Here is a 12,853-nt window from a genome sequence, read left to right as displayed (position 1 = left end):
TTCTAAAGATTCTCAAGAGATTTTAACGCCCATGCAAGACTTAACGCTGGTAATGGCCCAACTCGACCCTCTAGTGGGAGATATTCCCGGCAATGCTGCACGCGCCATTGAAGCGGTGCGCGAAGCGAGGATCGAGCATGGGGCGGATATTGTTGTCTTCCCAGAGCTTTTCTTATCCGGTTACCCGCCGGAGGATTTGCTGCTTCGCCCATCGATGGAAGCTCGCTTACGTGAAGCGCGGTCTAAAATGGCAGAAAAAATCGCCCGCGATGTGCTAGTGATTATTGGCTAACCAGGCGTGCGTGAAGGGGAGCGCTATAATCTGGCGGGCGTATTGTATAACGGCCAATGGGAAGCCGAGTATGCCAAGCAGGCACTGCCGAATTATCAGGTATTTGATGAGCAGCGCTACTTTACGCCAGGCACCAAACCGCTGGTTTACGAGCACAAAGGTGCCAAGTTAGGTCTGCTGATTTGTGAAGACCTTTGGGAAGGTACGCCGGTTAATGCTGCCCGTGAAGCAGGCGCAGAAGTGCTGATCAGCTTAAACGCCTCTCCCTATCATCAGGATAAGCCCAGCGAGCGCCTGCGCCTGTTAGAGCAGCGTGCCCAGGATGTAAATCGGCCGATTGTGTATGTGAACACTATCGGTGGGCAGGATGAGCTGGTTTTTGACGGTGGCTCCAGTTGTGTGGATGCCCAAGGCGAACTCAAAGTGCTGGCGCCTTCTTGGCAAGCTGGCTTAATGCCCGTTCAACTGCTGCAAACGAGCGCTGATACGTGGGAACCACAGCAGGGTGAAGTTGAACCAGAGGTTGAGCCAGAAGAGAGCCTTTATTGTGCCCTGGTCACTGGGCTGCGGGACTACGTCAATAAAAGTGGTTTTGAAGGCGTTGTGCTGGGCCTTTCCGGAGGTATTGATTCCGCGCTTTCTTTGGCGATTGCTGTCGATGCGTTGGGCCCTCAGAGGGTGCAAGCGGTGATGATGCCTTATCACTACACGGCGGATATCTCTAAACAGGACGCTGCTGAACAGGCTGACATGCTTGGCGTGCATTATGACGTGATGCCCATTGAGCCGATGGTCGAAGCGTTTATGGGCACTTTGGCAGAAAGTTTCGCGGGCACAGAGCGGGATACCACTGAAGAGAACCTGCAGTCGCGCTGTCGCGGTGTTCTGCTGATGGCGATCTCCAATAAGAAAGGCCTGATGGTGCTTACTACTGGCAATAAAAGCGAAATGGCAGTGGGTTACGCCACGCTTTATGGCGACATGGTGGGGGGCTATAACGCCATCAAAGACGTCTACAAAACCTGGGTGTATCGTTTGGCCCGCTGGCGCAATACCCAATCGCCTGCTATTCCAGAGCGGGTGATTGAGCGTCCGCCCAGTGCGGAGCTGGCGCCCGACCAGCAAGACAGTGACTCATTGCCTGATTACGATGTACTAGACGCCATTCTGGTGAGCTATATCGAAGGCGATATGAGTGCTGAGGCAATTATTGCTGCTGGGTTTGATGAGGAAGATGTTTATAAAGTAGTTAAGCTTGTTGATCGCTGTGAATATAAGCGCCGACAGGCGCCAGTCGGAGTGCGGGTCACGCCCAGAGGATTTGGGCGTGACCGGCGTTACCCGATTGTTAATGGCTGGCAGCCTGGCGATTAGAGCGTCAGCGTTTGCTTGATTGACTTAAAAACTGTCCCACGCAGATTCGGCGGGTTGGCGCTTTAAGGCTGGTAAGCTCGGAGCGTTATTCGTCGCCGGATTTTGTGTCTGGCGGGTGCTTGTCACTGTTTGCGCATGGGCATGTTGTTGGCTGGCTGGTAACTTGAAAACGCTCATAGCATGTAACAATTGATGTGCGTTTTGACGTAAATGATTCGCAGCATTTGCGCTCTCTTCCACAAGCGCAGCGTTTTGCTGGGTCACTTGATCCATCTCGGTGATCGCTTGGCCAACTTCTTGCACACCGGTGCTCTGTTCAGCGCTAGCATGACTAATTTCCTGCATAATCTTGGTCACTCGCTCAATCGCTGCCACAATCTCTTCGGTCGATTTGCTGGCTTCTTCAGCGCGTGCGTTGCCATGATTAACACGTTCCAAGTTATTAGAGATCAAATCGTTAATTTCTCGGGCGGCGTCAGCGCTGCGCTGTGCGAGTTTGCGAACTTCCTCGGCAACCACGGCAAATCCACGGCCATGCTCCCCGGCTCGCGCAGCTTCCACAGAGGCATTCAGGGCGAGAATATTGGTTTGAAAGGCAATGGCATCAATGGTTGAAATAATGCCCGCAATTTCTTGTGAGCTTTTGTTGAGATCGTTCATGGTAGCGACTACCTGATGCACGGCTTCGCCACCTTGGGTCGCCGTTTTTGAAGCGCTAGCGGCTTCCTGGCTTGCCTGTTGTGAATTATCTGCGTTGAGCTTAACCGTGCTGTTAAGCTGTTCCATTGCTGACGCTGTTTCTGCTAGTGCGCTGGCTTGTTCTTCCGTGCGCGACGATAGGTCATTATTTCCTTCCGCAATTTGTTCGCTATTAGAGGCCACTGCCTCGGCTGATGAACGAACTTGCGATACGATTGCTTGCAGTTGTTTAGACATCGCGACTTGCGATGCCATGATGCTGCGGGTGTCGCCTTTCTTAAGGTGTGGCTGAGTAGTCAGCTCGCCACGACCGATGGCTTCAGCAAATGCTTTCACCTGACGGGGCTCGGCACCTAATTCGCGAAGCAATTGGCGTGACAAAAACAGTGCAATTGCCCCCCCGATTAACACAGCAAACAGTGTTAGCCCCAGCATTTGCAGTTGGAACCCTGATGCAGTGTTGCGAGCAGCAGCGGTGGAAGCGTTATTAATCTGTTCCTGCAAGTTAATAAATTGATTGATGCGATTAAGCCACTCGGCATAAGCAGGACCAGCCTGCTCTAGAGTAAGGGCTTGGGCGCGACTAATGGTATTAGCGGTTTTGGCATTGAGCACTTGCTGAGTAAGTACTTGTGTAGCTTCCGACTGATTGTTGATAGCCGAAAGAATGCTTTGCTCTTGAGGCGTTGTATCGGTTTCACGCATGACCCGCTGCATGCTCTCAATCGCCGTATCGTAGTTGGCAGCTAGCTGACTCATCTCTTCATTCAGCGTTGTCAGGCGGCTGGCATCACTCGTCATAACGATGTCGCGTAGTGCAATAGCTCGGTCGTGAACGCTGCCGCGCATGTCAACAGCGAAACGCTGTTTAGCGCCGTTCACGTCATTAATAGCCGTTAACCCACGATCAATTTGGTTGACCTGATAAATACCGACAGCTGTTAAAAGTGCTAACAACGCGAGTAGGGTGGAAAAGGCAAATGTTAGACGAGTGCTAATATTGGTTTCTGAAAACCGAGATTTGGGGGCGGACATTCAGTGAGCTCCAAGCAGGTGCTTTATTATTAAGATGGGCAGAATATAGTTGTTGCACAATATTTGTACAACTTATTTTTAGGAATAATGGATTTTTATTTTGTTAACGTTATGTAAGTGAAAGTGTTTTGTAGAAGAAACAAAAAAACCACGCCGAAGCGTGGTTTTTGATGAGCGTTTTGTACAACTTTGTATAAATCAATACTGCCTGAGGTGGCGATTAATTATCCGCATTGCCATGCTTGGGTACAAAACGACTGCCACGTAGCTGCTCGTGGTCTGGCGCATTTTCACGTAGTACGACAAGCACTTCATTAGCACGATCACTCATACCAAGCCCTTGATAGCCTTCTACCATGGTTGCCAGCGCATCACGTGTTGCATTGGACTCGGGATAGTTTTCAATCACCCAACGGCCTCGTTCAACGGCGGCCAGGAAGGCACCGCGACGCAGGTAGTAGTCGGCAACATGTAGTTCATGGCGTGCCAGCAGCTCGCGCAGATAAACAATGCGTTGCTGGGCATCCGGTGCATATTCGCTCTGGGGGAAACGCTGAATTAATTCGCGGAAGTCGTTGTAAGCGTCCCGTGAAGCACCTAAGTCACGCTTGGAAATATCAATCAGGCGCAAGCGCTCAAGGCTAAATCGCCCTGCCTGCCAAGCAGAAAGGCCGCGTAGGTAGTAGGCGTAATCGGCTTGTGGGTGATCTGGGTGCAGGCGTATGAAGCGGCTGGCGGCCGCGCGTGCCTCTTCCCAATTGCTGTTTTCGTAGTAAGCGTAAATTAGCTCAAGTTGAGCTTGTTCGGCGTGGGGGCCGAATGGGTAGCGGGTATCAAGAGCTTCCAGTCGCTCAATGGCAATTGGAAAGCGGTTGCTATCCAGCGCTGTGCGCGCAAGTTCATAGAGTTCGCGTTCTTGCACACCCGCGAATTCATCTTCTTCTTCGGGGGTGGATTTATTACTCGCACAGCCTGCCAAAAGGGCAAGGCTTAAGGCTAGAACGCCAAAGCGGTTGGCAGCGGAAAAAGCGCGCATCATCATCCTCGTTGCAAACAAGCCTCAATCACCGAAAAGCGACGATGGCCATAAGTAGAAATGGTAGAATAGGTCGCAGTTCGCCCACTATAAATCACCTAGACGCAAAACGCAGGCTTAGCGACACTCCATTGCTGCTTGAAAAGTTAAGCAGCATTAAATAATGGCAAAGCCGTTTGCGTCTTAAAGAGGTTGTTCATGTCTCGTATTGTTGAAGCCACGCAGCGGGTACCCGCGACATTAGCAGGCGCGCGTTTAGACCAAGCCGCAGCTGAGTTGTTCAGCGATTATTCCCGCGAACGTTTGAAAACGTGGATCAACGCCGGTGAACTCACCGTCGACGGCGCTAAAGTCAAGCCGAAGGCCAAGCTGCACGGCCATGAAATATTAGCGCTAAAAGCGACTATCGAAGACGATACTCGTTTTGAACCCCAAGATATTCCGCTTGATATCGTGTACGAAGACGACGCGGTGATGGTCATCAATAAGGCTGCTGGCATGGTGGTGCATCCCGCCGCGGGCAATCCTGACGGCACGTTGTTGAATGCGTTGCTTCATCATCATCCTGCACTGGCAGAAGTGCCCCGGGCAGGAATAGTGCATCGCCTGGATAAAGACACCACAGGCCTGATGATGGTGGCAAAAACGTTGCCCGCACAAACGACGCTGGTTGAACAATTGCAGGCGCGCAGCGTTTCTCGTCAGTATGATGCGGTGGTGATTGGCAAGCCCGTGTCGGGTAGCACCATCGATGCGCCCATTGGTCGGCACCCGAAAGACCGCAAGCGGCAAGCGGTCAAGGCTTCCGGAAAACCGGCCGTGACTCACTTTCGGGTGGTTGAGCGTTTTCGCGCTCATACTCATGTGCGTTGCCAGTTGGAAACCGGACGTACCCATCAAATTCGTGTTCATATGGCTCATGCCCGCTACCCACTGATTGGTGATCCGCTTTATAGTGGTCGTGCCAAGCTGCCGCCGGGCGCTGCTGCGCCGTTAAAAGAGATTTTGCGTGAATTTCCTCGTCAGGCACTGCATGCTCGGAAGCTCAGTTTTGTGCATCCGGTGAGTGGTGAAACGCTTACTTTCCATGCCGACTTGCCCGATGATCTACTGATGTTGTTGGACTACCTGCGCGAAGATAGCGAGACCATGAGATGAGCGACGCGATTGATCTAAAGCCCACGCTGCTGTTACCTGACTGGCCAGCCCCCGCGAATGTGCGGGCGTTTGTGACCACTCGGGAAACAGGGCCGAGCCAAGATGATTTTGCAGCTTTCAATCCAGCGACCCACGTAGGCGATAATGCTGACCATGTGGCGCTGTGTCGGCGTTTGCTGCATAAAGAAATTGGCGATGATCGCCCGCTGTTGTGGTTGAACCAAACCCATGGCGCCCGTGTTCAACAGGCGTACCAAGACGATACGCCGGAAGCTGACGCCTCGGTTGTCAGCAGTAACGACTATGCCTGTGTGGTGTTAACCGCAGACTGCTTGCCGGTAATGTTCTGTAATCGCCAGGGCACCCAGGTGGCGGTTGCCCATGCGGGCTGGCGCGGGCTGGCGGGCGGTGTGTTGGAAGCGACTGTCGCCGCTATGAACTGTGATTCTAACGACATTTTGGTATGGCTTGGGCCAGCCATTTCGAATGCGCAGTTTGAGGTCGGGCCAGAGGTCTATGGTGCGTTTGTTGCGGTCCACCCTGAGACCGCTGAAGCGTTTGACCATAGCCCCTATCGTCTTGGTCACTATATGGCGGATCTTTATCGCTTGGCGCGCTTTCGTCTAGAAACGCTGGGGATTCACCATATCAGCGGCGGTCACTTCTGTACCGCCTGCGAATCGCGCTTTTACTCTTACCGCCGAGACAATGGCAACACTGGACGCATGGCAAGTGTGATCTGGATCAATTAATCAGCGCTATTCCTTCGAGCTTGTTATACGTCCCTCTTGAAATGCGTGGAACTGACTCCATTTAACTTGTCAAGCTAAACGTTTTTAGTACATCAAATTTTTAGTACATCAACGTTCCTAGCACATTAAAGACAGGTTATTGGGAAACGCCGTGGGTCCAAACGCACGGCACCCCCAGGAGGAACTCCATGCGATTCGATAAATTTACTGCCAAGTTGCAGGCTGCTATTTCTGAAGCACAATCCCTTGCGGTTGGGCGCGGCCATAATCAGCTTGATCCCGCGCACTTACTGCTTGCGCTGCTCGATACCAAAGACACTGGCATCAAAGCCTTGGTCGAAAAAGCCGAAGGCAGCAGCTCGCGCCTGCGCGACGGTTTACAAAAGCAGCTAGATGACTTACCCAAAGTAAGCCAGTTCGATGGCGATGTTCAGCCATCCCGTGACTTCATCAAACTATTCAACTTAACTGACCGAGAAGCGCAGAAGCGTGGTGATCAGTTTATTGCCAGTGAGTTGGTACTCCTGGCTGCGCTGGAAATGAACAGTTCGATCACCAAACTGATGAAAGAGGCAGGTCTCAACCGGAAAGGCCTGGAAGCTGCGATTAACAGCTTGCGTGGGGGTGCTAAGGTCGATGACCCCAATGCAGAAGATCAGCGTGAAGCGCTTAATAAATACACTATGGATCTTACCCAGCGTGCGTTAGATGGCAAGCTGGACCCCGTGATTGGACGCGATGATGAAATTCGCCGCACGATTCAGGTGCTGCAGCGTCGCACCAAAAATAACCCGGTACTGATCGGTGAGCCAGGGGTGGGTAAAACCGCCATTGTTGAAGGGCTGGCTCAGCGTATTGTGAACGGCGAAGTGCCAGAAGGCTTGAAAGAGAAACGCGTACTCTCGTTGGATATGGGATCGCTGCTGGCGGGCGCTAAATTTCGTGGCGAGTTTGAAGAGCGTCTGAAAGCAGTGCTCAAAGAGCTTTCTCAGGAAGAGGGACGGGTCATCCTGTTTATCGATGAGCTGCACACCATGGTGGGCGCAGGTAAGGCCGAAGGCGCGATGGATGCAGGTAACATGCTTAAGCCTGCGTTGGCGCGTGGCGAACTGCACTGTGTGGGTGCGACCACGCTGGATGAGTACCGCAAATACATCGAAAAAGACGCCGCGCTGGAGCGCCGCTTCCAGAAAGTGCTGGTCGATGAGCCCTCTGAAGAGGACACGGTTGCTATTCTGCGCGGCTTAAAAGAGCGTTACGAAGTCCACCACGGCGTGGATATTACCGACTCAGCGATCATTGCGGCGGCGAAACTTTCTACCCGCTATATCTCTGATCGGCAGCTGCCTGATAAAGCGATCGACCTGATCGATGAGGCGGCGTCACGCATCCGTATGGAGCTGGACTCTAAGCCTGAAGAGATGGATCGGCTGGATCGCCGCCTAATCCAGCTGAAAATGGAGCGCGAAGCGCTTAAGAAAGAGACTGACGAGGCCACTAAGAAACGTCTTGAAGCGCTGAACAACCAAATCCACGAGTTAGAGCGCGAATACGCTGACCTGGATGAAATCTGGAAAGCCGAAAAAGCCAGTATTCAAGGTGCAGCCCAATTCAAAGCGGAGTTGGAGCAGGCGCGCATTGACCTTGAACAGGCGCGCCGCCAGGGCGATTTAGGGCGTATGTCGGAAATCCAGTACGGCAAAATTCCGGCGTTGGAGAAGAAAATCAGCGAAGCGGGTGAAGGCGAGGCCGATACTGCCAGCCACCAGCTGTTGCGCTCAAACGTCACCGAGGAAGAGATTGCCGAGGTGGTTTCCCGCTGGACAGGCATTCCTGTCTCCAAAATGTTGGAAGGCGAGCGGGACAAGCTGCTGCGCATGGAAGAGGCGTTGCATGAGCGGGTGATTGGTCAGCATGAAGCGGTAGAAGCAGTGGCGAACGCCGTTCGCCGTTCGCGGGCAGGGCTGTCTGACCCCAATCGACCCAACGGCTCGTTCCTGTTCCTCGGCCCAACCGGGGTGGGTAAAACGGAACTGTGTAAGTCGCTGGCTAACTTCTTGTTCGATACCGAAGAAGCGATGGTGCGTATCGACATGTCGGAGTTTATGGAGAAGCACTCCGTGGCTCGCTTGATTGGCGCGCCTCCAGGCTATGTGGGCTATGAAGAGGGTGGTTACTTAACCGAAGCGGTGCGTCGTAAGCCCTACTCAGTGCTGTTGCTGGACGAAGTGGAAAAGGCGCATCCGGATGTTTTCAATATCCTGCTGCAAGTGCTGGAGGATGGTCGTTTAACTGATGGGCAAGGTCGCACAGTCGATTTCCGTAATACGGTGATCGTGATGACCTCTAACATGGGCTCGGACATCATCCAGCGCATGGGGGGAGATGATAACGACTACGAAGTCATGAAAAATGCAGTGATGGAAGTGGTGGGTAATCATTTCCGCCCTGAACTGATTAACCGCATTGATGAGGTGGTGGTGTTCCACGCCCTTGGCCAAGAGCAAATTCAGGCGATTGCCGGTATTCAGTTAGAGCGTTTGAAAGTGCGCTTAGCTGAGCATGATTTGAGCCTTGCGATCAGTGATGATGCGATGGCCCAGCTTGCGGTGGTTGGTTTCGATCCGGTGTACGGTGCAAGGCCGCTTAAGCGGGCGATCCAAAGCCGCATCGAGAACCCGTTGGCCCAAGACCTGCTGGCGGGCAAGTATGCCCCAGGCGATACCATCCATATCAGCGCGAGTGAAGGTAAGTTGATATTTGAGTAATTCACCCGTGGGCAATTAACAAGCCTGCGCAATGAAATAGGGCAAAAGCCTCGTTAGCTCTGCTAGCGGGGCTTTTTTAATGGCTTACTGCGACGTTTGTTGCGTTTGTCCTGATCGGAGGTTGACAGGCTGAGGGCGCTAATGGAATCTTGTGGGTTCCTGATTTGCGGGCGCGGAACCAACGGGCAACCCCTAATCCCCGCGCGAAGGGTAGGCGAGAGCCTTTACCCGCCGAAGGACTTCCGGGCTTGGGCTAACCGCCCAACCTGGCCAACGCCCCGACACGGCAAACCGTCGTGTAAGGGAGACGCTGGTATATTTCATGATATGTCAGTGCTTCCGATGAGAGTGCAGGCCCTAACCGGGCCATATGCCAGGGTTTGGCATCAGGTGCCGGCATGGGCCGGCAGCGGCATACCGCCGCACTCGACACCGCAGGATGTCCTGCGGATCGCACTCGAGACCTCCAGGGGAGAAACACAGTGGAACTGCTTTCCGGCGCAGATATGATCGCCCGCTTCTTGCAAGATGAGGGCGTTGAATACATTTATGGTTATCCCGGCGGCGCGGCGCTGCATATTTATGATGCGTTGTTCCGCCAGGACAAGGTGAAGCACATTCTTGTGCGTCACGAACAGGCAGCGACTCACGCAGCCGATGGCTATGCTCGTGCAGCGGGTAAGCCAGGCGTGGTGCTTGTCACCTCCGGTCCTGGCGCTACCAATGCGGTCACCGGCATTGCGACTGCCTATATGGATTCGATTCCTATGGTCGTGCTGTGCGGTCAGGTAATGAGCCACCTGATTGGTGACGATGCCTTCCAGGAAACCGATATTGTGGGTGTGACTCGCCCCATCGTGAAGCACAGCTTCTCAATTCGGCATCCGTCTGAGATTCCAGAAGTGCTGAAAAAAGCCTTCTATCTTGCGGCGACTGGTCGCCCAGGTCCGGTAGTGGTCGATATTCCTAAAGATATGACCGCACCAACCGAGCGTTACGAGTACATCTACCCGAAAAAGGTCAAGATGCGCTCCTATAACCCGGTTACTCGGGGGCATACTGGTCAAATTAAAAAAGCCGTTGAGATGATGCTGAAAGCCAAACGTCCGGTGTTCTATACCGGCGGTGGCGTGGTAACTGGCAAGGCAAGCGAAGGGTTGACCGATTTGGTCAAACAGCTCGGCTTCCCCATTACCACAACGTTGATGGGTATCGGCTCCTATCCGCAAAGTGATCGGCAGTGCCTGGGCTGGTTAGGGATGCACGGCTCGTATGAGTCTAATATGGCCATGCACCACGCGGATTTGATTATCGCCATTGGCGCGCGTTTTGATGACCGGGTGACCAACAACACGTCGAAGTTCTGCCCCACGGCAAAAATCATTCACGTGGATGTGGACCCAAGCTCGGTATCTAAAACCGTGCGTGCGGATGTGCCCATCGTTGGGCCAGCGTCTAGCGTCATTAATGAAATGATCAGCCTGGTTCAAGGTCAGTCAATTTCGCAGCCTGAAGCGCTGACCGAGTGGTGGCAAAAGATTGACGGCTGGCGTGCCGAGCGTGAAGGCAAACTATACGAACCTTCTAAGCCAGGCGAAGCGTTGAAGCCTCAGGAAGTTATCGAGGCGCTGTGCCGTGTTACTCGTGGTGAAGCCTACGTGACGACGGATGTTGGCCAACACCAGATGTTTGCTGCTCAGTACTATAAGTTCGATAAGCCTAACCGTTTGATTACCTCAGGTGGTTTGGGGACTATGGGCTTTGGTTTCCCCGCCGCTATGGGTATCAAGCAGAACTTCCCTGATGACGACGTGGTGTGCGTGACGGGGGAAGGTAGCTTCCAGATGATGATGCAGGAGCTCTCTACCTGTAAGCAGTACGGTGTGGGCGTCAAGATTGTAAATCTCAACAACGCATCGCTTGGCATGGTGCGGCAGTGGCAGGATTTGAACTACAAGTCCCGTCATGCGCACTCCTATATGGAATCGCTGCCGGACTTCCACATGCTAATTGAGGCTTACGGATTTACTGCGATCACCGTGAATACCCTCGATGAGTTGGAGCCGGCGCTAGAACGTGCCTTTGCCAACAAACATGAGTTGGTATTCCTGGATGTGAAGGTCGATCCCTTTGAGCACGTCTACCCGATGCAGGTGCCGCTGGGTGCCATGCGTGACATGCTGCTGTCTAAAACGGAGCGTACCTGATGCGTCATATCATCTCGATTCTGATGGAAAACGAACCGGGTGCGCTGTCACGTGTGGTCGGGTTGTTCTCCCAGCGTAACTTCAACATTGAAACGCTGAACGTTGCACCGACTGAAGATCCGTCGCTGTCACGTCTGACGGTGACTACCGTGGGTGATGACCGGGTGATTGAGCAAATCACCAAGCATCTTAATAAGCTGATTGATGTGGTGAAGCTGGTCGACCTGACAGAAGGTAATCACATTGAGCGTGAACTGATGCTGGTGAAAGTAAAAGCGCTAGGCGCTGCCCGCGATGAAGTGAAACGTACGGTGGATATTTTCCGGGCGCAGATCGTCGACGTAACGCCAAGCCTCTACACCGTACAGATTACCGGTGATGCTGCTAAGCTGGATGCGTTTCTACATGCCATGGCGCCGGTAGGTATTCTCGAAGTGGCGCGTACTGGAGTGTCTGGTATTGCTCGCGGCGATAAAGTTCTATCGTTGTAAACGAAGCATGCTTGTTGAATAAGTTGTTGAGCAATTCGTTAAAAACGCTGCTGAGAAAGCCGTCCTTACCTAGGGCGGCTTTTTTTATGGCGTTTTGTAATGTGCTTAACGCGGAGTCACAGTAGCCCAGAATGCGTCAATCATCGGGTTTTTGAGTCGTCGGTTAAGCACGCAAAGCCCGACATCGTAGTGGGGGAGCTCGGGTTTTACGTTGAGCACTTGCACGCGTTCGGCCAGTGGGCTGTTATCTAGCACGATTTTGGGTACTACGCCCACGCCAAACCCCAGTCCCACCATACTTACAATCGCTTCGTGCCCGGCCACTTGGGCATAAATGCGCGGCGTTATGCCCATCGCTTTAAACCAGGTATTGGCGTACTCCCTTGAAAGACCAGCCTCTGAAAGAATCATCGGGACATGACGCCACTGCTCGGCTGTTGAGCTTTCCGGCTGGCTGGGTAACCAATCGTGGGCTTCTGTAGGAGCAATAAACAGCAGTGGCGAGCGGGTAAGCGATTTAAAGGCCAGGGCGTTGGGTGGAATCCGTGGGCGGGGGGTAATGGCCATATCGTCTGCGCCTTCTAGCACTCGCGACATGGCATCGGCGGGGTCGCCGGTATGCAGCTTTAGTTCGATACCTGGGTGGCGGGTGCGCACATCACTTAATAGTTCATAGAGAAAGCTATAGCTTGCGGTTACCGAGCAGTAAATGCTTATTTCGCCGCTCAGCTGTGCCACTGCGGCGGCCAGTGTTCGCTTCTGCATTTCCCACTGCTCTAAGGTCTCTTTCGCATAGTGCTGAAAAGCTAACCCTTGGGGGGTTAACGTGACATGGCGATTGTCACGCTCAAACAGTCGCGTGCCTAGCTCGGTTTCAACCTGTTGAATCGAACGGCTTAAGGTTGATGGGCTGATATGACAAAGCTCGCTAGCACGTCCAAAGTGTAGCGTCTCGGCCAGCGTCACCACATGCTTTAATAAGCGAAAATCCATAGTAAGCCCAATATTAAGATCGGTGTTTCATAATTAGAAATAGTATGT

General features: G+C 53.0%; 8 protein-coding genes and 1 pseudogene. 6 read left to right on the top strand and 3 right to left on the bottom strand.

Features of this window, described 5'->3' with window-relative positions; translation table 11 throughout:
* The first annotated feature begins 31 nt into the window (after positions 1–31).
* Positions 32–1,666, top strand: a pseudogene (locus REH51_RS06125) (NAD+ synthase).
* 24 nt (positions 1,667–1,690) lie between these two features.
* Here the strand turns inward: REH51_RS06125 and REH51_RS06120 are convergent.
* Positions 1,691–3,400: a methyl-accepting chemotaxis protein gene (locus REH51_RS06120; protein WP_009725032.1), complete on the bottom strand. Its 1,710-nt coding sequence runs from the start codon at positions 3,398–3,400 to the stop codon at positions 1,691–1,693.
* A 220-nt stretch (positions 3,401–3,620) separates the two neighbouring features.
* Complete coding sequence (locus REH51_RS06115) at positions 3,621–4,436, bottom strand: outer membrane protein assembly factor BamD (protein ID WP_009725031.1); 816 nt, start codon at positions 4,434–4,436, stop codon at positions 3,621–3,623.
* Between the two features lie 198 nt (positions 4,437–4,634).
* Between REH51_RS06115 and rluD the strand changes: the two genes are divergently transcribed.
* From rluD to ilvN, 5 genes are all read left to right on the top strand, one after another.
* Complete coding sequence (rluD, locus tag REH51_RS06110; protein WP_009725030.1) at positions 4,635–5,594, top strand: 23S rRNA pseudouridine(1911/1915/1917) synthase RluD; 960 nt, start codon at positions 4,635–4,637, stop codon at positions 5,592–5,594.
* On the top strand, positions 5,591–6,346 hold the full coding sequence (gene pgeF / locus REH51_RS06105) for a peptidoglycan editing factor PgeF (protein WP_009725029.1): 756 nt from the start codon (positions 5,591–5,593) through the stop codon (positions 6,344–6,346). The genes rluD and pgeF overlap by 4 nt, the downstream gene beginning before the upstream one ends.
* Before the next feature lie 188 nt (positions 6,347–6,534).
* Positions 6,535–9,114, top strand: a complete 2,580-nt coding sequence (gene clpB / locus REH51_RS06100) for an ATP-dependent chaperone ClpB (protein WP_009725028.1) — start codon at positions 6,535–6,537, stop codon at positions 9,112–9,114.
* 482 nt (positions 9,115–9,596) lie between these two features.
* The gene (locus REH51_RS06095) at positions 9,597–11,321 is read left to right on the top strand and encodes an acetolactate synthase 3 large subunit (RefSeq protein ID WP_009725027.1); all 1,725 of its coding nucleotides are present in this window, start codon (positions 9,597–9,599) and stop codon (positions 11,319–11,321) included.
* Positions 11,321–11,812, top strand: a complete 492-nt coding sequence (gene ilvN, locus REH51_RS06090; RefSeq protein ID WP_009725026.1) for an acetolactate synthase small subunit — start codon at positions 11,321–11,323, stop codon at positions 11,810–11,812. The genes REH51_RS06095 and ilvN overlap by 1 nt, the downstream gene beginning before the upstream one ends.
* Positions 11,813–11,917: 105 nt before the next feature.
* Here ilvN and ilvY read toward each other — a convergent pair whose 3' ends face one another.
* The gene (gene ilvY, locus REH51_RS06085; protein ID WP_009725025.1) at positions 11,918–12,805 is read right to left on the bottom strand and encodes an HTH-type transcriptional activator IlvY; all 888 of its coding nucleotides are present in this window, start codon (positions 12,803–12,805) and stop codon (positions 11,918–11,920) included.
* Between the last annotated feature and the right edge of the window lie 48 nt (positions 12,806–12,853).

Source organism: Halomonas bluephagenesis (assembly GCF_054790765.1).
Note: the sequence above shows the minus strand (reverse complement) of the source record. Positions and strands in the feature narration are given on the sequence as shown.

What these genes read in the sequence shown, in the direction of transcription:
- REH51_RS06120 (WP_009725032.1), bottom strand. Translation starts at nt 3,400, where the DNA reads ATGTCCGCCCCCAAATCTCGGTTTTCAGAAACCAATATTAGCACTCGT.
- REH51_RS06115 (WP_009725031.1), bottom strand. Translation starts at nt 4,436, where the DNA reads ATGCGCGCTTTTTCCGCTGCCAACCGCTTTGGCGTTCTAGCCTTAAGC.
- rluD (WP_009725030.1), top strand. Translation starts at nt 4,635, where the DNA reads ATGTCTCGTATTGTTGAAGCCACGCAGCGGGTACCCGCGACATTAGCA.
- pgeF (WP_009725029.1), top strand. Translation starts at nt 5,591, where the DNA reads ATGAGCGACGCGATTGATCTAAAGCCCACGCTGCTGTTACCTGACTGG.
- clpB (WP_009725028.1), top strand. Translation starts at nt 6,535, where the DNA reads ATGCGATTCGATAAATTTACTGCCAAGTTGCAGGCTGCTATTTCTGAA.
- ilvN (WP_009725026.1), top strand. Translation starts at nt 11,321, where the DNA reads ATGCGTCATATCATCTCGATTCTGATGGAAAACGAACCGGGTGCGCTG.
- ilvY (WP_009725025.1), bottom strand. Translation starts at nt 12,805, where the DNA reads ATGGATTTTCGCTTATTAAAGCATGTGGTGACGCTGGCCGAGACGCTA.